General features: G+C 67.9%; 24 protein-coding genes. 8 read left to right on the forward strand and 16 right to left on the reverse strand.

The window, feature by feature from the left end; all coding sequences use genetic code 11:
* Positions 1 to 231: 231 nt before the first annotated feature.
* Positions 232 to 2175: an excinuclease ABC subunit UvrC gene (gene uvrC, locus OLX23_RS01925; protein ID WP_264442585.1), complete on the forward strand. Its 1944-nt coding sequence runs from the start codon at positions 232 to 234 to the stop codon at positions 2173 to 2175.
* 18 nt (positions 2176 to 2193) lie between these two features.
* On the opposite strand, the gene OLX23_RS01930 is transcribed toward uvrC, so the two are convergent.
* Positions 2194 to 3312, reverse strand: coding sequence for a polysaccharide deacetylase family protein (locus tag OLX23_RS01930; RefSeq protein ID WP_264442587.1), 1119 nt, complete (start codon positions 3310 to 3312; stop codon positions 2194 to 2196).
* A gap of 137 nt (positions 3313 to 3449) precedes the next feature.
* Positions 3450 to 5201, reverse strand: coding sequence for a cation:proton antiporter (locus tag OLX23_RS01935; protein ID WP_264442589.1), 1752 nt, complete (start codon positions 5199 to 5201; stop codon positions 3450 to 3452).
* 290 nt (positions 5202 to 5491) lie between these two features.
* Between OLX23_RS01935 and OLX23_RS01940 the strand changes: the two genes are divergently transcribed.
* A complete protein-coding gene (locus OLX23_RS01940; protein ID WP_264442591.1) occupies positions 5492 to 5956 on the forward strand; it encodes a carboxymuconolactone decarboxylase family protein in 465 nt (154 codons plus the stop codon).
* Positions 5956 to 6810 carry a sigma-70 family RNA polymerase sigma factor gene (locus OLX23_RS01945; protein WP_264442594.1) on the forward strand — a complete coding sequence of 285 codons (855 nt, stop codon included), beginning with the start codon at positions 5956 to 5958 and terminating at the stop codon, positions 6808 to 6810. The genes OLX23_RS01940 and OLX23_RS01945 overlap by 1 nt, the downstream gene beginning before the upstream one ends.
* A 90-nt stretch (positions 6811 to 6900) precedes the next feature.
* Here the strand turns inward: OLX23_RS01945 and OLX23_RS01950 are convergent, their stop codons facing one another.
* The gene (locus OLX23_RS01950) at positions 6901 to 8070 is read right to left on the reverse strand and encodes a GNAT family N-acetyltransferase (protein WP_264442596.1); all 1170 of its coding nucleotides are present in this window, start codon (positions 8068 to 8070) and stop codon (positions 6901 to 6903) included.
* Positions 8071 to 8254: 184 nt separating this feature from the next.
* Positions 8255 to 10360, reverse strand: coding sequence for a sodium-translocating pyrophosphatase (locus OLX23_RS01955; RefSeq protein WP_264443707.1), 2106 nt, complete (start codon positions 10358 to 10360; stop codon positions 8255 to 8257).
* 201 nt (positions 10361 to 10561) lie between these two features.
* Here OLX23_RS01955 and OLX23_RS01960 point away from each other — a divergent pair, with 201 nt between their 5' ends.
* Together OLX23_RS01960 and OLX23_RS01965 are read left to right on the forward strand one after the other, a co-directional pair.
* Entirely contained in the window at positions 10562 to 10756 is a 195-nt protein-coding gene (locus OLX23_RS01960; protein WP_264442597.1) for a hypothetical protein, read from the forward strand.
* A 20-nt stretch (positions 10757 to 10776) separates the two neighbouring features.
* Positions 10777 to 11748, forward strand: a complete 972-nt coding sequence (locus tag OLX23_RS01965) for a fatty acid desaturase (RefSeq protein WP_264442599.1) — start codon at positions 10777 to 10779, stop codon at positions 11746 to 11748.
* On the opposite strand, the gene thiL is transcribed toward OLX23_RS01965, so the two are convergent.
* The 5 genes from thiL to hisG form a co-directional block, all read right to left on the reverse strand.
* Positions 11745 to 12617, reverse strand: coding sequence for a thiamine-phosphate kinase (gene thiL, locus OLX23_RS01970; RefSeq protein WP_264442601.1), 873 nt, complete (start codon positions 12615 to 12617; stop codon positions 11745 to 11747). The genes OLX23_RS01965 and thiL overlap by 4 nt on opposite strands.
* The gene (locus OLX23_RS01975) at positions 12614 to 12958 is read right to left on the reverse strand and encodes an endonuclease domain-containing protein (protein ID WP_264442602.1); all 345 of its coding nucleotides are present in this window, start codon (positions 12956 to 12958) and stop codon (positions 12614 to 12616) included. Before OLX23_RS01975 ends, thiL begins: the two co-directional genes overlap by 4 nt.
* 245 nt (positions 12959 to 13203) lie before the next feature.
* Entirely contained in the window at positions 13204 to 13659 is a 456-nt protein-coding gene (gene nusB, locus OLX23_RS01980; protein ID WP_264442604.1) for a transcription antitermination factor NusB, read from the reverse strand.
* A complete protein-coding gene (hisD, locus tag OLX23_RS01985; RefSeq protein ID WP_264442605.1) occupies positions 13656 to 14963 on the reverse strand; it encodes a histidinol dehydrogenase in 1308 nt (435 codons plus the stop codon). Before hisD ends, nusB begins: the two co-directional genes overlap by 4 nt.
* Positions 14963 to 15658, reverse strand: a complete 696-nt coding sequence (gene hisG, locus OLX23_RS01990) for an ATP phosphoribosyltransferase (RefSeq protein ID WP_264442606.1) — start codon at positions 15656 to 15658, stop codon at positions 14963 to 14965. Before hisG ends, hisD begins: the two co-directional genes overlap by 1 nt.
* Positions 15659 to 15695: 37 nt before the next feature.
* Here hisG and OLX23_RS01995 point away from each other — a divergent pair, with 37 nt between their 5' ends.
* Positions 15696 to 16769, forward strand: a complete 1074-nt coding sequence (locus OLX23_RS01995; protein WP_264442608.1) for a DUF2332 domain-containing protein — start codon at positions 15696 to 15698, stop codon at positions 16767 to 16769.
* A gap of 114 nt (positions 16770 to 16883) precedes the next feature.
* On the opposite strand, the gene OLX23_RS02000 is transcribed toward OLX23_RS01995, so the two are convergent.
* The 4 genes from OLX23_RS02000 to OLX23_RS02015 are packed head-to-tail and all read right to left on the reverse strand — an operon-like array spanning position 16884 to position 19814.
* Positions 16884 to 18176: a low temperature requirement protein A gene (locus OLX23_RS02000; protein ID WP_264442610.1), complete on the reverse strand. Its 1293-nt coding sequence runs from the start codon at positions 18174 to 18176 to the stop codon at positions 16884 to 16886.
* Positions 18173 to 19078: a pirin family protein gene (locus OLX23_RS02005; protein WP_264442613.1), complete on the reverse strand. Its 906-nt coding sequence runs from the start codon at positions 19076 to 19078 to the stop codon at positions 18173 to 18175. Before OLX23_RS02005 ends, OLX23_RS02000 begins: the two co-directional genes overlap by 4 nt.
* Entirely contained in the window at positions 19075 to 19545 is a 471-nt protein-coding gene (locus tag OLX23_RS02010; RefSeq protein WP_264442614.1) for an NUDIX hydrolase, read from the reverse strand. The genes OLX23_RS02005 and OLX23_RS02010 overlap by 4 nt, the downstream gene beginning before the upstream one ends.
* Entirely contained in the window at positions 19542 to 19814 is a 273-nt protein-coding gene (locus OLX23_RS02015) for a BolA family protein (protein ID WP_264442616.1), read from the reverse strand. The genes OLX23_RS02010 and OLX23_RS02015 overlap by 4 nt, the downstream gene beginning before the upstream one ends.
* Before the next feature lie 39 nt (positions 19815 to 19853).
* On the opposite strand from OLX23_RS02015, the gene OLX23_RS02020 reads away from it, so the two are divergent.
* Together OLX23_RS02020 and OLX23_RS02025 are read left to right on the forward strand one after the other, a co-directional pair.
* Entirely contained in the window at positions 19854 to 20444 is a 591-nt protein-coding gene (locus OLX23_RS02020; protein ID WP_264442617.1) for a J domain-containing protein, read from the forward strand.
* Between the two features lie 81 nt (positions 20445 to 20525).
* Positions 20526 to 21983 carry a hypothetical protein gene (locus tag OLX23_RS02025; protein WP_264442619.1) on the forward strand — a complete coding sequence of 486 codons (1458 nt, stop codon included), beginning with the start codon at positions 20526 to 20528 and terminating at the stop codon, positions 21981 to 21983.
* A 136-nt stretch (positions 21984 to 22119) separates the two neighbouring features.
* On the opposite strand, the gene OLX23_RS02030 is transcribed toward OLX23_RS02025, so the two are convergent.
* From OLX23_RS02030 to OLX23_RS02040, 3 genes are read right to left on the reverse strand one after another with little or no spacing between them, the layout of a single operon-like run.
* The gene (locus OLX23_RS02030; RefSeq protein WP_264442622.1) at positions 22120 to 22569 is read right to left on the reverse strand and encodes an SRPBCC family protein; all 450 of its coding nucleotides are present in this window, start codon (positions 22567 to 22569) and stop codon (positions 22120 to 22122) included.
* A gap of 21 nt (positions 22570 to 22590) precedes the next feature.
* On the reverse strand, positions 22591 to 23241 hold the full coding sequence (locus tag OLX23_RS02035; protein WP_264442623.1) for a glutathione S-transferase family protein: 651 nt from the start codon (positions 23239 to 23241) through the stop codon (positions 22591 to 22593).
* 16 nt (positions 23242 to 23257) lie between these two features.
* Positions 23258 to 23992 carry a DUF899 family protein gene (locus tag OLX23_RS02040; protein ID WP_264442624.1) on the reverse strand — a complete coding sequence of 245 codons (735 nt, stop codon included), beginning with the start codon at positions 23990 to 23992 and terminating at the stop codon, positions 23258 to 23260.
* Between the last annotated feature and the right edge of the window lie 6 nt (positions 23993 to 23998).

Below are 23998 nucleotides of genomic sequence, written 5' to 3' on the forward strand. Positions count from 1 at the left end.
ATCTCCGCGATCAGAGCGCGACTAGTTCCCGCGCTCCCGCCGGAAGCAGAACATCGACAGGACAATCAAGCCGGTCCCTTCCCGGCACTCGAGCTCGGTGGCCGCCATGACCACCGGGCTCTTTCTTTTGGGGTGGCGCGGGCAGGGCAGCCGGTTTCGCTCCCGGCCTGAATCGTGGACGAGGCGCGGGCGCCTCTCCCCAAGCTCGCCCGAACGCCCTATCTGGCCTGCATGGCCCGTACCCCCGCCGGAACTCCCCACGACCCCCGAGGCGCCGAACGCTTCAACGAGGATCGCGCGACCTACACCGTGCGCGGCTCGGACCAGCCCGACATCGACGCTGGCGTCGCGGCGATCCGCGAGACCGTGCGGACCCTGCCGGCGCGGCCCGGGGTCTATCGCATGCAGGACGCGCGTGGCGAAGTGCTCTACGTCGGCAAGGCGCGCGTGCTGCGCAATCGCGTGGCCAATTACACCCAGGTCGATCGGCTGCCGCTGCGCCTGAAGCGCATGGTCAGTCAGACACGGTCGATGACGATCGTCACGACCAATTCGGAAGCCGAGGCGCTGCTGCTCGAGGCGCAGCTGATCAAGCGCTTCCGGCCTGCCTACAATGTGCTCTTGCGCGACGACAAGAGCTTCCCCTTCATCCTGCTGCGCGCCGATCACGCCTTCCCGCGGATCACCAAGCACCGCGGCGCGCGCAAGGCCGCGGGCAACTATTACGGGCCCTTCGCCAGCGCCGGTTCGGTCAACACGACGATCAACGCGCTGCAGAAGCTGTTCCTGCTGCGCAGCTGCACCGACAGCTTCTTCAGCCGGCGCGATCGCCCCTGCCTGCTCTACCAGATCAAGCGCTGCTCGGCGCCCTGTGTCGGCCGGATCGACGAGGCCGGCTATGCCGAGCTCGTCAGCGAGGCCAAGGACTTCCTCGGCGGCAAGAACCAGGCCGTGCAGAAGAAGATCGAGGCGCAGATGGCCGAGGCGGCCGAGGCGCTCGATTTCGAGCGCGCGGCCATGCTGCGCGACCGGCTGCGCGCCGCGACCTTCATCCAGGGCAGCCAGGCGATCAACGCCGAAGGGCTGCAGAACGCCGACATCTTCGCCATGGCCTGCAAGGGCGGACAGGTCGCGGTCCAGGCCTTCTTCATCCGCGGCGGCCAGAACTGGGGGCACCGCGCCTTCTTCCCGACGCATACCGAGGGGCTGTCCGAGGAGGACGTGCTGACCGCGTTCCTCGCGCAGTTCTACGAGGAGGTGCCGCCGGCGCGGACGATCCTGATCGATCGGGCGCTGCCCGAGGCCGAGCTCGTCGCCGAGGCCTTCCGCGAGGCGGCGGGTGGCAAGGTCGAGATCTCGGTGCCGCAGCGCGGCGATCGCAAGCGGCTGATCCAGCAGGCGACGCGCAATGCGGTCGAAGCGCTCGACCGGCGGCTCGCCGAGAGCGGCACCAAGGCCAAGATCATGCGCGAGGTGGCCGACTTCTTCGAGCTGCCCGAAGTGCCGCAACGGATCGAGATCTACGACAACAGCCATATCCAGGGTACCCACGCGCTCGGCGCGATGGTGGTCGCGGGGCCCGAGGGCTTCCTCAACGGCCAGTACCGCAAGTTCAACATCAAGACCGCGCAGACCAACGACGACTTCGGCATGATGCGCGAGGTCATGGCGCGCCGCTTCGGCAAGGCCATGACCGAGGATCCCGACCGCCAGAGCGGCACCTGGCCCGATCTCGTGCTGATCGACGGCGGCAAGGGGCAGATGTCGGCGGTGCGCGAGGTGATCGAGGAACTCGGGGTCGAGGACCTGCCGCTGATCTCGATCGCCAAGGGGCCGCACCACGGGCGCGAGGGGCGCGAGGTGTTCCACTTCCCCGACGGCCGCGAGAAGATGCTGCCGGTCAATTCGCCGGTGCTGTTCTACCTGCAGCGGCTGCGCGACGAGGCGCACCGCTTCGCGATCGGCGCGCACCGCGCCAAGCGCAGCCGTGCGATCACCGCGTCACCGCTCGACGAGATCCCCGGCATCGGCCCGGCGCGCAAGCGCGCGCTGCTGCTGCATTTCGGCACGGCGGGGAAGGTGCGCGCGGCGAGCCTCCAGGACCTGCAGCGCGCGCCCGGCGTCAGCGCCGCGGTGGCGCAGACGATCTACGATTTCTATCACCCCAACGGCTAAGGCTCGGGCGGCTAGGGATCAGGCGATCATCAGCATCTCGGGCGCGACGCCGACCCATTCGACATAGGACGGCGGGCTCATCCAGGGCATTCTGGTCTTGCCGCGGAAGCGGCGCAGCAGGTCGGTGAAGCCGCTGACTTCTGCCTCGAACTCGATCTGCGAGACGCGGTTGTCGTCGAGCAGGCGGGGCAGGGCGAGCAGGTTCGCGCCCTTGCGCGCGAGCCCCGGCTGGCAGGTGGTAGCGCTGCGGATTTCTGCGTCTTCGAGCACCGGTCGATGGGTGTGGTGCCACTCGCCGCTCGGATAGCAGAAGTGATCGAGCGCGCGGCCGAGCACGGGCGCGATCGCCGCGCGATTGTCGCGCAGTTCGCCCGCCGCGGCGACCGGGCATTCGGGGAACTGGTGGCGGTGGGTGTGGAGCTCGATCGCCATGCCCGCGGCTTCGAGCTCGCGCGCTTCCTCGGGCGAGATCAGGTTGAACAGGCGGCGGTCGCGGATGCGCGCGTAGTCAACGCCGAGGGCTTCGCCGAGCCGCTGCGACAGCGCCACGCGCCCGTCCTCGTCGAGGGCCGCCGTGCCGTGCGCGAAGATCTGCGCGCTGGCCGCGACGCGGTTCTCGGGGGTGAGGGGCAGTGCCGTGGCCTGGGCGAGCGCCGGCACGCCGAGCCGCGACAGATCGACCTCGTGCTTCGGCGACTTCCAGCACATGTAGTCGACCGCGAGTTGGAAGATCGGGGTCGCCTTCTCGAAATAGTAGGAGGTCAGGTAGAGCGTCGAGGGAAAGTCGTAACGGCTCAGCACCTCGCGCGCGACGGCGTGGACGCTGTGGAAGCCGTCGTCGATCGTGATCGTCACGGGATCGCGCGGCAGTTTGCCGCTTGCAAGCCGATCGACCGCCTCGCCGAGCGGCAGGACGGTATAGCCGTGGTCCCTCAGATAGCGCATGCGCCGGTCGAAGAAGTCGCGTCCGACGAATAGCGAGCCGCGGAACCGGTCCTCGTCGTCGAGCACGAAGCCGTGGTAGCAGAGGATGCGCAGATCGAAGCGCGTGAGGTGACGCGCCAGCGCGAAAAGGCCCGCCAGCTTGCAGATATGAAATATCGCGAGGATCAACCGTCGCTTTATCACTGCCGCCACCCGTATTCCCGGCGGGGCATCCCTGATAAGCCCCGAGAGGCTTCGGCCTATAGGTCGAACGGTTAAACAACCGCTGTTTTTCGGGCTAAGATGCGGCCCGGAAACACTTTATTGCAATTGGCCGGGATCGGCGGAATTCAGGGGTCGCGACCTTCGGGGCGGGTGATGATACGATCGCGCGCGGCGCGCAGGTCGCCGGTCTCGATCTGCTTGGCCAGGCGTTCCTTGTCGCGCGCGCGGTACATGTCCTCGGCACGGTCGATGTCCTCGGGGCTGACGTCGAGCCCTTCGAGCGCGAGCCGCGACATCTTCATCGCGGATTCGAGCACTTCGCGGACCACGGCGGCGGCCGGCGTGTTGCCCAGGCGCACGGCCGAGCGGCGATCGAAGCCGCGAATGTAGATCGCCGCGCGCGGGAAGGCCTTGTGCACGGCCTCGACCATCTCGGCGCTGAGCTGGTCGCCGTCGAGGCAGAACAGGATCAGTTCGGCCTCGTCGGCACCCGCCTGGCGCAGCAGGTCGAGCCTCGTGCCGTCGCCGAAATAGACCTTGGCGCCGAAGCCGCCGGCGATGTCGATCATTTCGATGTCGGTGTCGATCAGGGTTACCGGGATGTTGCTGGCCATCAGCATCTGCGCGACGGTCTGGCCGAAGCGGCCATAGCCGACGACGATCGCGTTGGCGCCGTCGGCCGCGGGGCCTTCGCGCTCCTCGTCGCGCTCGACCGGGGCCTCGCGGAAGCGCTTGGTCGCGGCCATCAGGAACGGGGTCGTCGCCATCGACAGGGTGACGATCGCGCCGAACAGGCTCGCGGCGTCGGGGGCGATCAGATAGGCCTTCTGCGCCTGGGCGAAGAGCACGAAGCCGAATTCGCCGCCCTGGCTCAGCAGCACGCCAAGCGCGAGCGCCGCGCGCCAGCTCATGCGGAAGGCCAGGCCGATCGCGAAGATGACCAGCGCCTTCACCGCGATCAGCGCCAGGGCCATGGCGATGACGAAGGCCGGGCGTTCGGCGATCGCATGGAGGTTGAGCATCATGCCCACGGTCAGGAAGAACAGGCCGAGCAGGATCGAGCGGAACGGCTCGACGTCGGCCTCTAGCTCGTGGCGATAGGGCGAGTCCGCGAGCATGACGCCAGCGACGAAGGCGCCGAGCGCGGTCGACAGGCCCAGCGCCTCCATCAGCGCGGCAGAGGCGATGACGGTGAACAGTGCGGCGAAGACGAACATCTCGCGCTCGCCCATGTTGCCGATCAGGCGGAACATCGGGCGGATCAGGAAGCGCCCGGCGGTGATCAGTCCGGCGACCGCGGCGAACGAATAGACGGTCAGCAGCCAGCCCGGCGGCCCGCCCATGTCGGCCGGATTGCGGCTCATCGCCGCGATGATCGTGATCAGCGGGATGATCGACAGGTCCTGGAACAGCAGGATCGCGAAGGCGCGTTCGCCGAAGGGCGTGCGCATGCGCCCCGAGCTCCGCAGCAGCGGCAATACCTGCGCGGTCGAGGACAAGGCCAGCGGCAGGCCCAGCGCCACAGCGGCCTCCCACGAGAAGCCGACGGCGAGGATCACCCCGGCGATCGCCAGGCCGCAGAGCGTGACCTGGAGCAGGCCGAGCCCGAGGATGTCGCGCTTCATCCGCCACAGCCGCGAGGGGTTCAGTTCGAGCCCGACGACGAAGAGCAGCAGGGTGATGCCGAGTTCGGCGATACCCAGCTTGCTCTCGGCGTCGCCGACCATGTCGAGCACCTGCGGCCCGACGAGGATGCCCGCGACGAGGAAGCCCAGGGTCGCACCCAGGCCCAGCCGGCGGAATAGCAGCACGAAGACGAGCGCGAACCCGAGCAGCAGGAAGCCGTCCTGCAACAGCGAAGCTTCGGCGTCGTGCATCAGGCGGCGGCTTTGCGGTGCGGGAGAAGCATGGCCGCCTTCCTGCGCAATCGTGCGCACGGGGGCAAGGGGTAAGCGTAATCCTCCCCGGTACGGGGAGGGGGACCAGCCGAAGGCTGGTGGAGGGGGCTGTCCGGTGAAGGCAGTGTTAGCCGAGAGCCCCCTCCACCACGCCGCTACGCGTCGCGGTCCCCCTCCCCGTGCCGGGGAGGATTTTTTTGATCCCCATGTCACACGCGGCGCGGCCGCCTCGTCATGTCGGCACAACCCGTAGCGAAGGACATCCGACCATGACCGCCAAGCTCAATCCCTACACCGCCGCGCCCGAGATCATGAAGCCGTGGATGGCGGTTTCGGATGCCGTCAACACCAGCCTCGAACACAGCCTCGTCGAACTGGTGAAGCTGCGCTCTTCGATCCTCAATGGCTGCGCCAACTGCATCAACATGCACACGGCCGACGCGCGCATGGCGGGCGAGAGCGAGCAGCGGCTCTATCTCGTCGCCGCCTGGCACGAAGCGCCGGTCTTCACCCCGCGCGAACGCGCGGCTCTGGCCTGGACCGACGCCTTGACGAAGCTGGCGCAAGGGCACACCCATGACGCCGCCTGGGATGCGCTCGCCGAGCACTTCACCGAGGAGGAATGCGTGAAGCTGACCTTGCTGATCAACGTGATCAACGGCTGGAACCGCATCGCCACGGCCTTCGGCCTGCGGATCGAGACGCCCGCGACCAAGAAGCTGGCGGCGGCGTGATGTCGGTCGGCGCGGACGATCCCGCGGTCAGCTTCGACCCCCTGCGGCCCAAGCTCGTCCGCGTCGCCTATCGCATGCTCGGCTCGGTCGCCGACGCCGAGGATGCGGTGCAGGAGGCCTTCATCCGCTGGATGGGGGCGGACCGCGCCGCGGTGCGCGAGCCCGAGGCCTTCCTGCGCCGCACGGTGACGCGGCTCTGCCTCGACCAGCTCAAGTCGGCGCGCCACCGCCGCGAGACCTACATCGGTCCCTGGCTGCCCGATCCGATCGTCGAGGAGGAAGACGTCGAGGATGTCACCCTGCCGCTGATGCTGGCGCTGGAACGGCTGTCGCCGCTCGAACGCGCCGCCTTCCTGCTCCACGATGTCTTCGGCCAGAGCTTCGACGAGATCGCGGTGACGGTCGATCGCGATCCCGCGGCCTGCCGCCAACTCGCCAGTCGCGCCCGCGCGCATGTCCGCGAAGCGCGGCCGCGCTTCCAGGTGGAGAAGCAGCGCGGGCTGGAAATCGCCGAGGCCTTCTTCGCCGCCACCCGCAGCGGCGACATGACCGCGCTTGGCGCCATGCTGGCGACCGACGTCAGCAGCCACTCGGACGGCGGCGGCAAGCGCCCGGCGGCGATGCGCCTGATCCAGGGCGCGCGGCAGCTGCTGCGGCTGCACCGCGGGCTGGCGGTCATGTATCGCAAGTACCCGTCACGCCTGGTGCGCGTGGGTTTCGTCAACGGCTTGCCGGGCTTCGTCACGCGCGAGGCCGATGGCGAGCTCCAGACCACGGCCTTCGAGATCGAGGACGGCAAGATCGTGGCGATCTACGTCATGCGGAACCCCGACAAGCTGAAGCACCTGCACTGAGCCAGTGGTGCTGGCGGCCTGTGGATAAGTCTGTGGGCTAGTGCTGGATAAGCTGTGACGGAACCTGTGGACCGCGGTGGATGAAATGGCTCAGTCCGTCAGCCCGGTCGGGTTGCGGCCCATTTCGGCCCGCGCGATGAGCGCGAAGGCCGCGCGGCGCGTGCGGCCGCCGATCGCGATCGAATAGCGGCCGATCGCGCGGCGCTCGCGCCAGATGTGGTCGATCATCGGATGGTCGGCGGCAGCGCAGCTATCGCTCCAGGCGATGTCGGTGCGGTCCAGGATCGCCAGGTTCTCGCGCTGGAGCAGGACGCCCGGCGAGTAGCGCGCATAGCGTTCGTCGAAGGCCGTCTTGAACGAGAAGGCGCCCGGCGGGGTCAGGAAAGTCGCGAGCATCGCGATCGGCGCGCCGTCGAGCGACAGGGTCAGGCGTTCGAGCCGGCCGCGCGCGGCCCCTCTGGGCAGACTGTCGCGGAACAACTGAGCCGTGCCGGGCTGGGCCGCGAGCGCCGAACCGGCGAGGCCCTTCCAGCCCGCCTGTTCGAGCGCGAGGAACTGCTCGACCCACTGGTCGAGACCCTCGCCGTCGTCGCGGCGTTCGAGCGTGACCTCGCCGAGTTCGGACAGCCGCGCGAACTGGCGGCGCAGTTCCTTGCGCTTCTTGCCCGACAGCGTCGCCTCGAAATATGCCTCGGGCGTCTCGTGGCTGCTGAGTAGCGCGCGTTCCTCGCGGTGGACGAGGTGGGCGGGGCGGCGCTGTTCGGCCAGGACGTCGACCAGCGCCGCGTGCAGCGCGCCGGCAAGCGGCATGTGCGCGAGGTGCAGGAACAGGCCGAGCCCGGCGTTGCGATCGGCCCAGGCCAGCAGCGCGCGCCAGAAATGGGTCTCGAGCCCGGCAGCGACCAGCGGCGCGCCGAGGAAGCAGTTGGCGTGGAGCCAACTCGCCAGATGGGGCAGCGGCTTGCCGTAATAGCGCCGCGGCCGGCCCAAGGGCAGGATCCCGGCCAGTTCGCCGTCGGCCTCGAAACGCAGGATCTCGACCTCGCCGTGCGGATCGAAGGCGGCGAGCGCGGGCAACAGGTACCAGGATTCGAAGAAGGGATTGGGCTCCGAAGCGCAGACCGCAAGCGCGTCCCAGGCCAGCGTCTCGGTGGCGAGCTGCGTCCAGGGCAGGGCTTCGAGCACGAATTCGGGCCGGCGCGCAGCCGCGGCCTCGGGCCGCGCCGCAGGCTTGGGAAAGGACCCGGCCTTGCTCGCCACGCTGGTTCATCCTCGAAACGGAAGCTCGCGCGCTCCCAGCGTGGAAGTAACAGGCGAACGCCAACGAAATGCTAACGAAGCCGGCAAGGCAAAACCCCGCCCGGATCGCTCCGAGCGGGGTTCGCCATCACCTATGCCGGGGGCCGCAGGCGGCCGGAGGCATGGTTCTATGTCTCGGTCGCGGTCAGCCGGCGGCGTGGCTGGCCAGAGCTGCCAGAAGCAGCAGCGCGACGATGTTGGTGATCTTGATCATCGGATTGACGGCGGGGCCGGCAGTGTCCTTGTAGGGATCGCCGACCGTGTCGCCGGTCACCGCGGCCTTGTGGGCTTCGGAGCCCTTGCCGCCGTGGTTGCCGTCCTCGATGTACTTCTTGGCATTGTCCCAGGCGCCGCCGCCCGAGGTCATCGAGAGCGCGACGAACAGGCCGCCGACGATCACGCCCATCAGCAGGGCGCCGAGCGCGGCGAAAGCATCCGCCTGGCCGGCCACCGCCTCGATGACGAAGTAGACGACGATCGGCGCCAGCACCGGCAGCAGCGAGGGCACGATCATTTCCTTGATCGCGGCACGGGTGACGAGGTCCACCGTGCGGGCATAGTCGGGCTTCGAGGTCCCTTCCATGATGCCCTTGTTGTTGGCGAACTGATCGCGCACGTCCTTGACCACGTCGCCCGCGGCACGGCCGACCGCGGTCATGCCCATCGAGCCGAACAGGTAGGGCAGCAGCGCGCCGAGCAACAGGCCGACGATCACATAGGGGTTCTCGAGGCTGAAGCTGACTTCGAGCGTCGGGAAGAACTCCTTGAGATCGGTGGTATAGGCGGCGAACAGCACGAGCGCGGCGAGGCCGGCCGAGCCGATCGCATAGCCCTTGGTCACGGCCTTGGTGGTGTTGCCCACGGCGTCGAGCGCGTCGGTCTTCTCGCGCACCGAGTCATCGAGGCCCGCCATCTCGGCGATGCCGCCGGCGTTGTCGGTGACCGGACCGTAGGCATCGAGCGCGACGACCATGCCGGCCAGCGCCAGCATCGCGGTGGCGCCATAGGCGATGCCCATGAGGCCGGCGAGCTTGAAGGCGATGACGATGCCGGTAACGATCACCAGGGTCGGCAGGGCGGTCGATTCCATCGAGATCGCCAGGCCCTGGATCACGTTGGTGCCGTGACCGGTTTCCGACGACTTGGCGATCGAGCGCACCGGGCGGAAATTGGTGCCCGTGTAGTATTCGGTGATCCAGATGATCAGGCCGGTGATGACCAGCCCGAGCAGCGAGCAGTAGAACAGCGAGCGGCCGGTGAAGCCGTCCTCACCGATGGCGATCTCCATGCCACCGAGCGCGTGGCTGATCGCCCACCAGATCGCCGGGACCGAAAGGACCGCGGTGACCAGGAAGCCCTTGTACATGGCGCCCATGATGTTCTTGCCGCCACCGAGGCGGACGAAATAGGTGCCGATGATCGAAGTGACGATGCAGACGCCGCCGATCAGCAGCGGCAGCGCCATCAGCGCTGGCAGCAGGTCGCCGGCGCCTTTGAGCAGCAGCGCTGTCAGCACCATGGTGGCGCCGACGGTGACGACGTAGGTCTCGAACAGGTCGGCGGCCATGCCGGCGCAGTCGCCGACGTTGTCGCCGACGTTGTCCGCGATCACGGCGGGGTTGCGTGGATCGTCCTCGGGAATGCCCGCCTCGACCTTGCCGACGAGGTCGGCGCCGACGTCGGCGGCCTTGGTGAAGATGCCGCCACCGAGACGCGCGAAGATCGAGATCAGCGAGGCGCCGAAGGCAAGGGCGACGAGGCCATCGACCACGGTGCGGTCCTCACCGCCGACGGTGTAGCCGCCGGGGCCGGTCAGGTACCAGTAGAACACCGCGATCGCGAGGAGCGCGAGGCCCGCCACGAGCATGCCGGTGATCGCGCCCGCGCGGAAGGCCAGGGTCAGGCCGTCCTGCAGGCCCTTCTGTGCGGCGGCCGCGGTGCGGACGTTCGAGCGGACCGAGATGTTCATGCCGATGAAGCCGGCGACGCCCGAAAGGATCGCGCCGATCACGAAACCCGTGGCCGAGATGGCGCCGAGCGTACCGGCGATGATCGCAGCGACGATCACACCGACGATCGCGATCGTCGTGTACTGGCGCTTCAGGTAGGCTTGCGCGCCTTCCTGAATGGCGGCGGCGATTTCTTGCATTTTCTCATTGCCGGCCGGGCTTCCTAGAACCTGGCGACTGGTGACGAAGCCGTACAAGACGGCAAGCAATCCCAATACTATAGCGATTGTGACGAGATCCACGTAGGCCCCCTTCATCCTGTTTCCCAACAATTGCGCCCTTCTTTGGGGTCGCAAGTTGTCAAGGGCTATCGAGTGGTCAGGGTACTTGCAAGCGTTTCGCCGCGGTTCTCGTCGGTTTGTTCCGAATACGGAAAATGCGCTGGCATGCGACCAAAGTCGGCCTTGCTTGCCGGACTCCATGGTTTATGTGATGTTAACACTATGGAAGTCGCACTGAAGAAGCTGTTCACGGTGATGCCGCTGATCTTCGGGATCGGCTTCATCGCGCCGCTGATCGCGCAGACCATGGCCGCCTGGCACTGGGAGGCTCCGCTGGGGCTGACCCGCATTGCCTTTGGCCTGACGATCGGCGCGGCCTGGGGGCTCTATGCGACGCTCCGTGGACGGTGGGTCTAGGCGATTGATCGGCGGGGGCCATGAACGACATCCGTGACCTGATGCTGGGCGGCCAGACGGCGCCCGATGCTCTGACCCGCGAAGGGCCGGCGATCCCGCTGGCGCGGCCCGATCGCGAACTCGACGCCCATGCGCGCAAGACGCTCGCGCAGATGGAGCGCGAGATCGGCCTCAAATATGCTGCGCAGAACGTGTCGACCTGGCCCTACGTGGCGATCGCGCTGGTCTGTTTCGCGGTCTTCGTGGCGACCTTCCCGCTGGCGATCATGGGCGTGATCCCGCTCTGGCTGGGCTGCGCGATCAATTCGGTCTTCGTCGCGGGCGGCTATGTCGTCAGCCACGAGGCGATGCATTCGAACCTCGGCCGCGAGGGCACCAAGGCGCGGTTCTGGAACGAACTGACCGGCTGGATCGCCGCCGTGCCGCTGATCCTGCCCTTCTCGATGCTCAAGGCGATGCACCTGCTGCATCACCAGTATACCAACGATCCGATCAAGGATCCCGACGCGATCCACGCCGCGCCCAATGTGTTCATGGCGGTGATCAAGTCCTGGCTCAACCGGCAGCCGGGGCCGATCGGCACGGCCGCGCGCTGGCGCCGGCACATCGGCGAACTCGGCACGCCCGAAGCCAAGGCCGCGCTCAAGCACACGATGGCGATCCAGCTCGTCGTGCTCTCGTTCTTCTTCGCCATGGCCCGGAGCGGCTATGCGATCGAGGTTGCGCTACTCTGGTGGCTGCCGCGGCACATCGGCCTCAGCTATATCCATGCCGTGCTGAGCTGGGCGCCGCACCAGCCGCACAACGGCGTCGGCCGCTACGACAGCACCGCGATCATCCGCCACAAGCTCGGCCACTGGGGTTCGCTGGGGATCGATTTCCACCTGGTCCATCACCTGCATCCGTACATCCCGGTTCACGCCTGCAAGGCAGCCTACCGCGAGATGAAGCCGATCCTCGAGGCACGCGGCGTGGACTGCAGCGCGCACTAACCGTGTTCGAAGCCGAGGTTGTCCTTCTCGCCGAGTGGGATACCATCGAGCAGCAGCGGTGCCGGGCCTGACGACAGGACCTCGCCGATCCGCAAGGCCGCGACCGGCAGGGCCGCGTCGGCCGGCGCGGTGAACAGCAACTGGTAGTCGTCGCCCCAGCGCAGCGCCTCGGCGCGGCGGTGCTCGGGCGCGGCGATCGGCACGGCGGCACCGTCGATCGCCAGGATCACGCCGCTGGCACGCGCGATCCGCGCGGCGTCGAGCAGCAGGCCGTCGGACACGTCCATCATGGCCGTGACGAGCGGCGCCAAGGCTTGGCCCTCGGCGAGCAGGGCGCTTGGACGGCGATAGGCAATGCTGTCGCCCTGGCCAGCGCGCAAGGCTTCGAGCCCCATCATCGCGCCGCCGACCGGGCCGGTGACATAGACCGCGTCGCCGGCCTTCGCGCCCGAACGTGAAGGGACGGGTCGGTGCGTCGCGCGGCCGATCGCGGTGAGGCCCATCGCCTGAGCCCCGTTCGCCGACACCGTATCGCCGCCGAGCAGCGGTGCGCCGTAATGCGCGAGAGCCTCTTCCAGCCCGGCGAGAAACCGCGCGTCGTCGCTGCCGAGCATGTAGCCGAGCAGCACGCCCACCGGCTCTGCGCCCTTGGCCGCGAGATCGGACATGTTGGTCGCGACGAGCTTCCAGGCGAGGTCGGCCGGATCCTGCTCGGGCAGGAAGTGCACGCCCGCGACCATCATGTCGTGCGTAAGTATCAGCGTCTCGCCGCCGATCTCGATCACCGCGCAGTCGTCGCCGAGCCCGCGCGCGGCAGGATGCGTAGCCATCCGGCGCAAGGTTTCGATGAAGGCGAGTTCGGTGGTCATGTGCGCGTGAGAACCTGTGTGAGGCTGGCCATGCAGCCGTCGCCGTTTTCGAGCACAGCGTTGTTCCAGAAACGGATGATCCGGTACCCCTCTGCCTCGATCACGGCCGAGCGCGGAGCATCGCTTTGGGGCGAGTGTTGCCCGCCGTCCAGTTCGATGACGACTTTGGCTTGATGGCTTGCGAAGTCGGCGATGTATTGGCGGATCGGCACCTGGCGGCGGAAACGCGCTTCGGGGAAGTTTTCCTTGAGTAAGCGCCACATCCGTTGCTCGGCATCGGTCGGATTGCGCCGCAGATTGCGGGCGCGTTTTGCCGATATGGCGGGCGGGTGCTTCTTCACAGGCGCACCTTAGTTCTTCCCCCTTGATGGGGGAAGTCGAAGCACGACCGTTCTTCCTCCCCCTTGATGGGGGAGGGATACGGAGGCTTGAGAGCGAAGCGAACTAGCCGAAGTTGGGTAGGGGTGAGGTTCCCTACAGGCGCCGAACTCGCGGCACGCTCACCCCTATCCAGCTGCGACTAGGCAGCAAGCTGCCAAGTCTTCGCATCCTTTCCCCATCAAGGGGAAAGGAAGGGAGGAAGACTTTACCGAACCGCCTTTGCCACGGCGTCGAGCACGCCGTTGACGAATTTCGCCTCGCGCGCCTCGAAGAAGGCGTGGGCGACGTCGACGTATTCGCTGATCGCGGTGCCGGTGGCGACATCGGCGCGGGCGAGCAGTTCGTAGGTACCGGCGCGCAGGATCTGGAGCAGGGTCTTGTCGAGACGCTCGATCTTCCAGCTCTCGGCCAGCTTGCTCGACAACAGTTCGTCGATCTCGTCGCGGCGGGCGATCGTGCCTTTGACCACGTCGTCGAAGAACTTCACCTCGGCATCGACGTACTGGCTGTCGTCGACTTCGTCGTCGATCAAGCCGCCGAGGCGGTGGCGGTGGAACTCGTCGAGCAGCGGCGCGAGGAGGGTCCCCTCCATGTCGTGCTGGTAGAGCGCCTGAACGGCGGCGAGGCGCGCAGCGGCGCGGGCACGCGAGCGGCCGCTCACTGGCCCGACTCCAGCTGTTCGAGCCGCACGGCGACCGAGCGCGCGTGGGCGGGCAGGCCTTCGGCTTCGGCCAGGGCGACGGCGGCGGGGCCGATCGCGTTGAGAGCGCTCGCGTCGAGCTGGATGAACGAAGTGCGTTTCATGAAATCGAGTACCGATAGGCCGGAGGCGAAGCGCGCGCGGCGGCCGGTGGGAAGGACGTGGTTGGGACCGGCGACATAGTCGCCGACCGCCTCGGGGGTCATACGGCCGAGGAAGATCGAACCAGCGTGGCGGATCGCGTCGGCCAGCACCTGCGGCTCGTCGGTCGCGATCTCGACGTGCTCGGCGGCGAGCGCGTTGGCGAGGGCGGGGGCCTCGTCGAGGCTGGCGACCTCGATGATTACGCCATGCGTGTTCCAGCTTTCGCTGGCGACGCGCGCGGTCTGGAGCATGGCCAGCTCGACGCCGACCCTATCGGCGACGGTATCGGCGAACAGCGGATCGTCGGTGATCAGGATCGACTGCGCGGCGGGATCGTGTTCGGCCTGGCTCAGCAGGTCGGCGGCGATCCAGTCGGGATCGTTCTTGCCGTCGGCAATGACCAGGATCTCGCTGGGCCCGGCGACCATGTCGATGCCGACGACGCCGTAGAGCTGGCGCTTGGCCTCGGCCACCCAGGCGTTGCCGGGGCCGGTGACGACGTCGACGGGGCGGATGCGCTTGGTGCCATAGGCCAGCGCGCCGACGGCCTGGGCGCCGCCGATCCGCCAGATCTCGTCGACCCCGGCGATGTGCGCGGCGGCGAGGACTAGCGGATTGACCTTGCCCTTGGGGGTCGGGGTGACGACGACGAGCCGTTCGACCCCCGCGACCTTGGCGGGAATGGCGTTCATCAGCAGCGACGAGGGATAGGCGGCGCGGCCGCCCGGGACGTAGAGCCCGGCGGCATCGACCCCGCGCCACTTGGCGCCGAGGCGTACACCGGCCTCGTCGGTATAGTCGCGGTCCTGCGGCAGCTGCGCCTCGTGATAGGCACGGATGCGCTGCGCCGCGAGCTCGAGCGCGGCGCGCAGTTCAGGGTTGAGATTGTCGTAGGCGTCGCGGCACTCGGCCAGTTCGATCCGCCAGTTGGCATCGTCGGCCAGCGAATGGCCGTCGAAGCGCTGGGTCAGTTCGGCCAGGGCCACGTCACCGCGATTGCGCACGTCCTCGAGGATCAGCGCGACGTCGCGCGCGACGTCGTCGTCGCTCTCGCGGCGGTCGCGGACGAGGCGCTGGAACGCCTTGTCGAAGCCCGGATCGCGGGTGTTGAGCCGGAGCATCAGGCGGCTGCTCCCTCAGGGGCTTTCTGCTCGGCGACGAGCGCGCGGAAGCGTTCGACCAGCGCGCCGACCCGCTCGTCGGTCTTGAGCGCGGCGCGGTTGACGATCAGGCGGGCCGAGATCTGCAGGATCACCGAAGTCTCGGCGAGGCCGTTGTCCTTGAGCGTCCGGCCGGTCTCGACCAGGTCGACGATGCGGCTGGCGAGCCCGAGCCCGGGGGCGAGCTCCATCGCGCCGTTGAGCTTCACGACCTCGGCCTGGATGCCCAGCTTCTCGAAATGCTTGCGCGTGAGGTTCGGATACTTGCTGGCGACGCGCAGGTGGCTCGCGGCAGGGCCGTCGGTTTTCCGGTCGGTCGGTTCGGCGACCGAGAGACGACAGTGGCCGAAGTCGAGATCGACCGGCGCATAGAGATCCGAATAGGCGAATTCCTCGACCACGTCGGAGCCGACGATGCCGATCTGCGCAGCGCCATGCGCGACGAAGGTCGCGACGTCGAAAGCGCGCACGCGGATCAGGCGCATGTCGCCGAACTCGTCGCCCTCGCAGGCGAAGGACAGCGCACGCGACTTCTTGTCGTGGAACTCGGCTTCGGGCACCACACCGGCATGGGCCATCAGGGGCAGCGCCTCGTCGAGGATGCGACCCTTGGGCACGGCGAATGTGAGCGGCCTGAGATTCACGGGCTTTTGCATCGGCCGCGCATAGGCGGCGGCAGGCGAAAGGGCAACCGTGGAGCAGGATCCGATCAGCGTCAGCGTGGCACAGGCCTTTGCCAATCAGGTCGCCTATTGCCGCGCCAATGCGGCGACGGTGACCGCGCGCGTGGTCGCGGCGATTGCCGCGCAGCTCGACGATCCGAACCCAGGGCGTTTCGTCCGCACGATCCGCGACTGGCCGGGCCCACCCTTGGCCGACGCCGTGCCGTTGCGGGCGACGGGCGGAATCCACGCCCTGCACCAGAGCGGTCGGGCGCCGGAACTGGCCGCGATCTATGCAGACGAGCCGGCAGACGACGTCGCGATTGTCGCAGCGGCGACGCGAGCCCACGAGGACTTCCTGATGCCCTGGCTCGACGGGCCGCCGCAGACCAACGAGGCCGGGCGCTCCTGGGGTTTCGTCGCGGCGATGCTGTGGCTGGCGGGGCAGGGGCTGCCGCCGCGCTTCGCCTGCCTGGAAATCGGCTCGAGCGCGGGGATCAACCTGATGCTGGATCGCTATGCCTATGATCTCGGCGGAGTCTCGGTCGGGCCCGAGCAGGATGCGGTCCTGCATTTCGCGCCCGAATGGCACGGGCCGCCGCCGCCCGACCGGGCGATCACGGTGGTCTCGCTTAAGGGCTGCGACGTGGCGCCGATCGATCTGACCGATCCGGCCCAGGCTGCGCGGCTGCGCGCCTATGTCTGGCCCGAACACGCGGTTCGCTTCGAGCGGCTCGACGCGGCGATTGCGGCGGCAAAGGTGAAAAGGCCCGATCTTGTCCGCATGAACGCCGCGGACTTCGTCGAGCAGCAGCTGGCGCAGCCGCAGGACGAGGGCACGACGCGCGTGCTGATGCATTCGATCGTCTGGCAATATGTCCCGGCCGACCAGCAGGCGCGGATCACCGCGGCGATGGCAGCCCACGGCGCCAAGGCCACGCGCGAACGTCCGCTGGCCTGGATCATGCTCGAGGCCGATCGCACCCTGCTCCAGCACGGGCTGCGCGTGCGCTACTGGCCGGGCGGGGAGGAGGCCGTGCTGCTCGCCGGTGCCCATGCGCATGGGGCAAGCGTGGAGTGGAAGATCCAAAATCCTCCCCTGTAAGGGGAGGGGGACCGCCGCCGTAGGCGGTGGTGGAGGGGTGTCGCCCTCTCCGTGATGGGGACACCCCTCCGTCACGCGCTACGCGCGCGCCACCTCCCCTTGCAGGGGAGGATCTTAGCTGCGCGGCCGTCCCATCCCCGCCAGCCGCCAGTCGGTATAGCGCCGCAGCATCCGGCCCAGCCACCAGCCGCGGCGTTCCATGCGTTCGATCCAGCCGCCGTGGTACGAGCCCCATTCCCACAGCGCGACAAAGGCGAAGGTCAGGGTCGACCCGGCGTAGAGCAACAAGGTCGGCGGGTGCGCCAGCCAGCCCCAGAGCACCAGCGCGGCGGTCAATAGCAGGCCCGCGGTGTGCGAGGGCGGGAACCAGTTGTGGCCGCTGCTGATCCGCTTGAACTTCATCGTTCCGCCGAGGAACAGGCCCATGCCGCCGGCCGTGACCAGCAGGAAATCCGCGTGCACGGGCTCGAGCGGATGCGCGAGGGTCAGTTCGTCGGCGACCGCGATCAGGATGATCCCCGCGACGATCGGTACGTGCCAGAAGGTGAAGGCGTCGCGGCCGACCACACCGGGGTGTTCGTGATGTTCGATATGCTCGGCGCCGCGCTTGGCGCCGACGTCGAAATAGACCCACCACATCGCGAAGGAGCCGAGGAAGGCGGTGAGGAAGGCCAGGATCGTTGGCAGGCTGGGTTCGAGCTTGCCGAAGGTCGCGCCGGTGATCAGCACGCCTTCGCCGAGCGCGATGATGATGAACAGCGCGCAGCGCTCGGCCATGTGGCCGCCGGCGATCTCCCAGTCGTCGGGGGTCGAGCGGCCGAGCCCCGGGACCCAGTAGAACACGACCGGCCCCAGCGATTCGATCGCCAAAGCCGCCATCCACCAGGCCACGCGCTCGCCGGGATCGGCGAGGCCGCCGAGGATCCACAGCGGCGACGAGGCGACGAACCACAGCGTGATCCGCACGAGGCCCCAGTTGTCGTCGCGCGTCCATTCGCCGCAGACCCACGAGACGTAGAGCGAGCGGCCGATCTGCAGCGCGCTATAGGCGACCGCGAAGGTCAGTCCGGCGCCGGCGAAGGCGTGCGGGATCGAGCTCGACAGGACCAGGCTGACGACCATGGCCAGGCCCAGGACCAGCCGGTTGCCGCCGTGGTCGGGGTCGATCCAGTTGGTCGCCCAGGTCGTGTAGATCCAGGCCCACCACACCGCGAGGAACAGGATCGCGGTCTGCAGCGCGCCCAGCCAGTTCAAATGCTCGAGCAGGCCGTGCGAGAGCTGGGTGATCGCGAAGACGAAGACGAGGTCGAAGAACAGCTCGATATAGCCAACCGCGGCATGGTGGCCGTGGACCTGGCGGATCAGCGAACTGCCCGACCGCGGCTTGATCTCCGGGTCGTCGCTCACGGATAGGAGACGATCTTGGGGCGTCCCTCGGGCAGCGGGATGAATTCGGCCTCGTCGTCGGGCACCTTGGGGAAATTGCCCGCACGCCATTCGAGCGCGGCGTGCTCGATCCGCTCCTTCGACGAGGACACGAAGTTCCACCAGATGTGGCGCGGGCTGGCGAAATGCTCGCCGCCGAGCAGCATGACACGGCCGCCGCCCGCCGAGGTCAGCTTGAGCGACTGGCCGGGCGCGAGCACGGTCAGTTCGTAAAGCCCGAGCGGCACGCCGTCGATCGCCGCCTCGCCGCCGACCAGCATGACCGCGCGTTCGTCGGCCTCGGGGTCGATCGGGATCGCCGAACCGGCGTCGAGCAGGATCTCGGCATAGATCGTCTCGGCATATTGCGTGGTCGGTGCGGTCTCGCCCCAGAGCGTGCCCATGATCACGCGTGCTCGCGCGCCGTGGCCCTCGATCAGCGGCAGGCCGGTGCGGCTCTCGAAGGCGGGGGCGATCTCCTCCTTGCCGTCGGGCAGGGCGAGCCAGGTCTGCATGCCGTAGAGCGAGGGGCCATCTGCGCGCTCGGTCAAAGGGCTGCGCTCCGAATGGACGATGCCCGTGCCCGCGGTCATCAGGTTGACCTGGCCGGGGCGGATCGTCGCGAAAGTGCCCAGGCTGTCGCGATGGTCGATCGCGCCTTCGAACAGCCAGGTCACCGTCGCGAGGTTGATGTGCGGGTGCGGGCGCACGTCCATCGCCTTGCCGGGATCGAGCTTGGCCGGGCCGAACTCGTCGACGAAGATGAAGGGGCCGACCATCTTGAGCCGCGGCGAGGGGATCGCGCGGCGCACGGTGAAGGCGCCGAGATCGTGCGCGATCGGGGTGACGGTCTGGAGGATGGGGCCGGATGCGGATTCGGTCATGCGAGAGTTCCTTCGCGCTGCGCGCGGGCGCGCCGGATCAGGTTGACGATGTTCTGCGGAAAGATCGGCTCGTGCCAGTCGGCCACCTCTTCGGGGGTGAACCAGCGGTGCCCCTGCATGATCGACTGTTCGAGCTCGGTATGCCCGCTGACGTTGATTTCGGTGCGATCGGTGACCGCCCAGAAGAAGTGCTCGAGCGATCGGATCGGCTCGCGCTGCAGGGTCTCGAACTCGTCCTCACGGACATAGTCCATCGCCACCGGTTCGGCCTCGAACCCGGTTTCCTCGAACAGTTCGCGCCGTGCGGCGGCGGGAAAGTCCTCGCCCGGGTCGCATTCGCCGCCGGGCGCGGTCCAGAACGGCTTCGACCAGCTGGGGGTATAGCGGAACAGCAGCAGTCGTCCGTCCGCGCCGAACAGCAGCACGCGCGCGGCGCGGCGGATCCGGCGCTGGACGGGAGCGTTCATTCCCCGGGGGCCTTAGCCTTGATTGCGAGCGCGTGGACGCGGTCGCCCGGGATGTCGCCGAGCGCGCGGTTGACCATGCGCTGGCGTTCGAGCCGCGAGACCCCGGCGAAGGCCGTGCTCTCGATCTCGACGGTGAAGTGCGATTCGCCGCTGCCGTCGTGGCCGGCATGGCCGCGGTGCTTGTCGCTGTCGTTGATCACGTCGAGCCGCGTCGGGGTGAAGGCCGCCTGGAGGAGTTGGCCGATTTCTTGTGCGAGTGGTCCAGTCATGCCTTCACTTCTAGCCGATCTGTTGCCATCTGCCACCCGGTGAGACACGACAGATTCCACGGCCGACACCAGACCCCGGGACGAACCTGCCAGGCGCCGAATTGCGATGAGGCGGGCGAATTCCGTGCGCCCGGCGCGCGTGCCTCGGGTTTCGACGGGCCGGGCGACTACCGCTGGTTCTGCCTCGATCACGTCCGCGCGTTCAATTCGGGCTACGATTTCTTCGCGGGCATGAGCGCCGAGGAGATCCTCGAGGCGCAGTCGCCGCTCCACGGCTGGGAGCGCGAAACGCGCGCCTTCCGACCCAACGGCAACATCGACCAGGCGCCGCGCTGGGCCGATTTCGCCGATCCGCTCGACGCGATCAGCGGCCGCGCGCGGGCGCACATGCGCGCGCGACAGCCGGCGCAGCGCCAGGACGGCATCGTGCTCTCGCCCGACCAGCGCCGCGCGCTCGACGTTCTCGGCCTGCCGATCGACGCCGATCGCCGCGCGCTGCGCAGCCGCTATTCGGAACTCGTGCGCAAGTACCACCCCGACCGCAACGGCGGCGACCGCGGCTACGAGACGCGGCTGCAGGAAGTGGTCGAGGCCTATCAGCTGCTGCGCAAGGCCGCGGCTTTCGCCTGATCCTCCCCGAAACGGGGATGACCACGCTTCCTTCACGTTTTTCCGCCAGGGTGCCGCGCTCACGTGCTAGCGAGTTAGCCCATGCCTGCGGTTTCCCGATCGTTCCTCGTCCTGAGCCTTGCTGGCCTGGCCGGCGCCGGCGTCGCAGCAGCGGCCGCCTCGGCCGTGCACGACGAAGCGGCACCCAAGATCGTTGCCGAACCGGTCGCGGCGATTGATGCTCCGGCGCCGGTGTCGTCTTCATCGAGCCAATCGACCCCAACGGGTGACGGCTTCTACCCGTCCTACATGCCGATGAACGGCCTCCACCGCCCGGCGACCACGCTGTTCGTCAAGTGCGACGCCTCGCGTGCGGCGGGCAAGGAAGTCTACCAAGGCCGCGATGGCGATTCACTCTACGGCCGCGCCGAGGGCGGCTTCGAATTCGTCTACGAGGCGCTGGACGGCGCCGGGAAACCCTGCGTCTATCCCTTTGCGCCGTGGATGCCGGACATCGTCGGTTCGCTCCAGGGCACGCAATATATCCTGCGTTCGTCGATCCCCGGCCGCCGCGTGACCTTCCGCTCGGGCGACGACTGGGCGAAGGTCAATCTGCGCCTGTTCCAGGTCGGCGCGCAGCGCGTACATTTCGAGATGCGCGACATCGAACTCGATTTTCCCGCCGCCAACCAGCCGATGGGTGCGCTCCATCTCGAAGTCGTCGACACCGCACGGCCGGGCCTGTTCACCGCCGTGGTGCGCCGCTCGAAGATCTTCGGCGGCAAGAACGCGATCTTCGTCCCCAGCGGCGAGATCATGCTCTATGTTGAGGACAGCGAGATCGCGGGCAACGTCGGCACCAATGCCGACCAGGAGCACGCCACCTACATCAACGGCACGCTCGTCTCGCACTTCCGCCACTCGATCTGGCGCGGGCAGCGCGCGTGGGAGAACAGCGCCAGCGGCCACCAGATCAAGGACAAGGCCTACCTGCGGATCTACGAGGACGTCACGGTCGCGAACACGCCCAACGGCGCGCCGCCTTCGGCCATGCCGCTCGTCGACATCTCGGCCTTCGGTTTTACTTGGGCCAATGGCTTGCACATCAAGCGCCAGCTCTCGGCGCAGGAGCCGCGCGAGGGCCTGGTCGATCTGCGCACCGAGATCGCCTATGGCCCGCCCGACCACTATCCGTGGAACCTGCTGGTCAGCCCCGACTGGCGGATGCCCGCGGCGCCGCTGACCGCGCTCGACAAGGTCTATGTCTCGGCCTTCTTCAACACCACGGTCGAGAGTTTTCGGTCCGAGCCTTTCGTCTTCGCCTTGCGCTCGCAGGGCAATGCCCTGGCGGCAGATGGCATCGAGATGCTGGGCGGCGATCAGACCACGCGCGCGCAGCAGCGCATCGTCTCGCTGGCCTTCGACACCGAGGGACGGATGCAGAAGGTCTATGCGCCCGGCGGCTGGACCTACGTCAATCCGCAACTTCCGCCCGAGAGCGAATGGGTGACCGATCGTGACAAGTTCATCCGCCATGCGCTGGGGCTGATCGGGCGGTAATGTTCAAAATCCTCCCCCTTAGGGGGAGGGGGACCGCCGGCGTAGCCGGTGGTGGAGGGGGGTAACCGCTAGCCGGGACACCCCTCCGTCAGCGCTTCGCGCTGCCACCTCCCCTTCAGGGGAGGATCGTTCGACATCAATCCGCCTCGCACAGCGCCTGGAGCTGGTCGGCGCAGACGCCCCAGCCTTCGACGAAGCCCATTTCCTCGTGCTGCTTGGCGGTCTCGGCGCTCCAGTGGCGCGCGCGGGCGGTGTAGCGGGTGCCGTCGCCTTCGGGCTCGATCTCCCAGATGCCGATCATGAACGGCCCCGAGGGCTGGAAATCGGCGGTGACGGCGTCGGTCGTGACGAAGCGCTTGCCCTCGTCATAGGCCAGATAGACGCCGTTCTGCGGGCTCTGCTCGCCGTCGGGGCCATAGAAGGTCATGTTGCAGACGCCCATGGGCCGGCGGTCCTGCTGGTCGATCTCGGCACGCCAGGGCTTGGGGCACCACCATTCCTCGGTGCGGTTGACCATGATGTCCCAGACCTTGTCGGGCTTTGCCGCGATCAGACGGGTGACGGACAGTTCGGTGTTGTCGGACATGCGGGGCCTCCGGTGAAAGTGTCAGTCGCGGTCGGGCGCGCCGAGCGGGAAGTAGGGGCGGAACGGCCGCGCCTCTTCGACGCAACGCGCGACTTCGGGCAATGACAGCAGGTGCGCGCGCCACTGCTGGAGCCGCGGGAAATCGTCGGCGATCGGGTGGACCCAGTCAGCGTAGAACAGCGACGGCGCGGCCGCGCATTCGATCAGGGTGATGTGGTCCATCGGCGGATAGTATTCGAGCCAGCCCTCGAGCCAGGCATAGGTCCGTGTCAGCTGCTCGCGCGCTTCGGCGCAGCGCGCCTGGTCGGGGTTCTCGCTGTCGCGGATATATTCGTTTACGACGATCTGCATGACGTTCATCACGTAGTTGTCGAAGACGCGGTCGAGCATGCGCATGCCCAGCGCCGCGCTCGGCTCGTCGGGCACGAGCAGCTGGTTCTTGGCGTGGCGCTGCGACAGGTATTCTATGATCGAGGTGCTCTCGAAGATCACGTTCTCGCCGTCCTGGAGCACGGGGAACTTACCCAGCGGCCCGGCCGTGGCGACGAACTGCGCGTTCTCCGGGTGATCGGGATCGACCACCTTGAAATCGAACTCGATGTCGTTCGCGTAGAGCGCGATCAGCGCCTTCCAGGTGTAGGACGAAAAGGGATGGCCGTAGAGCGCGAGCATTCGTGAAATCCTGTTCCTAATACTGGACCTTGGGGAAGAAGTCCTGCCCCCGGCCTTCGGGTATGGTGTCGAGCATGCCCCAGACCGGGTCCATGAAATCGAGGCCGCGGTGGTGCTGATCGGGGTCTTCGGGCGCGAAGACAAGCTCGCTGCCCCAGAAGTGCCGAATGGTACCATTGTCCTTGCGGAAGACGTTGAGCATCGGCTCGTCCCAATCCTCGTCGGGCTTGTAACCGCGCGCTTCGCGCATCGCCGGGGTCAGCGAGGCGGTGTTGCCGTAATAGTGGCTCGGATAGGCATTGTCCGCGGTCGAGATCAACTGGAGGTGCTGCCAGCCGCGATCCTGCGCCCAGGCCTGGAGCCTTGCCAGCGGCGAGCGCGCAACGACGTAGAAGGCCGCGCGCTGCGGCACATGCCGCGCCGCGCCGTCGAGCCCGTCGAGCAGGTGGGTGCAGCCGGGGCAGGGCACGTTGCGCTCGGGCCCGAACATGTAGCTGTAGAGGATCAGGGTCGAATGGTCGCCGAACAGCTCCGACAGCCGCACCGGCTCGGGCCGGAAGTGCGCGCCGATCCGCTCGAACACGTAGTCCTCGGGCACTTCGCCGCCGGGCGGCAGCGCGCGGCGCAGCGCGGCCACGGCTTCGGTCTGGCGGCGAAGCGCGATCTCGGCGTCGAGCAGGGCATTGCGCGCCGCGCGGTATTCGGGGCTTTCATTGGGGAAAGCGACGCGGGGGAAATCGGCCTCGGCCATGATCGG

The sequence above is a fragment of the Novosphingobium sp. JCM 18896 genome, assembly GCF_025938095.1.
In the GTDB taxonomy this organism is placed as follows: Bacteria; Pseudomonadota; Alphaproteobacteria; order Sphingomonadales; family Sphingomonadaceae; genus Novosphingobium.

Coding starts and splice junctions, on each gene's coding strand:
- OLX23_RS02010 (WP_264442614.1), bottom strand. CDS start 19,545: ATGAACGCTCCCGTCCAGCGCCGGATCCGCCGCGCCGCGCGCGTGCTG.
- uvrC (WP_264442585.1), top strand. CDS start 232: ATGGCCCGTACCCCCGCCGGAACTCCCCACGACCCCCGAGGCGCCGAA.
- OLX23_RS02015 (WP_264442616.1), bottom strand. CDS start 19,814: ATGACTGGACCACTCGCACAAGAAATCGGCCAACTCCTCCAGGCGGCC.
- hisG (WP_264442606.1), bottom strand. CDS start 15,658: ATGCAAAAGCCCGTGAATCTCAGGCCGCTCACATTCGCCGTGCCCAAG.
- OLX23_RS02035 (WP_264442623.1), bottom strand. CDS start 23,241: ATGCTCGCGCTCTACGGCCATCCCTTTTCGTCCTACACCTGGAAGGCG.
- OLX23_RS01945 (WP_264442594.1), top strand. CDS start 5,956: ATGTCGGTCGGCGCGGACGATCCCGCGGTCAGCTTCGACCCCCTGCGG.
- OLX23_RS02005 (WP_264442613.1), bottom strand. CDS start 19,078: ATGACCGAATCCGCATCCGGCCCCATCCTCCAGACCGTCACCCCGATC.
- OLX23_RS02040 (WP_264442624.1), bottom strand. CDS start 23,992: ATGGCCGAGGCCGATTTCCCCCGCGTCGCTTTCCCCAATGAAAGCCCC.
- thiL (WP_264442601.1), bottom strand. CDS start 12,617: ATGACCACCGAACTCGCCTTCATCGAAACCTTGCGCCGGATGGCTACG.
- OLX23_RS01940 (WP_264442591.1), top strand. CDS start 5,492: ATGACCGCCAAGCTCAATCCCTACACCGCCGCGCCCGAGATCATGAAG.
- OLX23_RS02030 (WP_264442622.1), bottom strand. CDS start 22,569: ATGTCCGACAACACCGAACTGTCCGTCACCCGTCTGATCGCGGCAAAG.
- OLX23_RS02025 (WP_264442619.1), top strand. CDS start 20,526: ATGCCTGCGGTTTCCCGATCGTTCCTCGTCCTGAGCCTTGCTGGCCTG.
- OLX23_RS01965 (WP_264442599.1), top strand. CDS start 10,777: ATGAACGACATCCGTGACCTGATGCTGGGCGGCCAGACGGCGCCCGAT.
- OLX23_RS01935 (WP_264442589.1), bottom strand. CDS start 5,201: ATGCACGACGCCGAAGCTTCGCTGTTGCAGGACGGCTTCCTGCTGCTC.
- OLX23_RS01960 (WP_264442597.1), top strand. CDS start 10,562: ATGGAAGTCGCACTGAAGAAGCTGTTCACGGTGATGCCGCTGATCTTC.
- hisD (WP_264442605.1), bottom strand. CDS start 14,963: ATGCTCCGGCTCAACACCCGCGATCCGGGCTTCGACAAGGCGTTCCAG.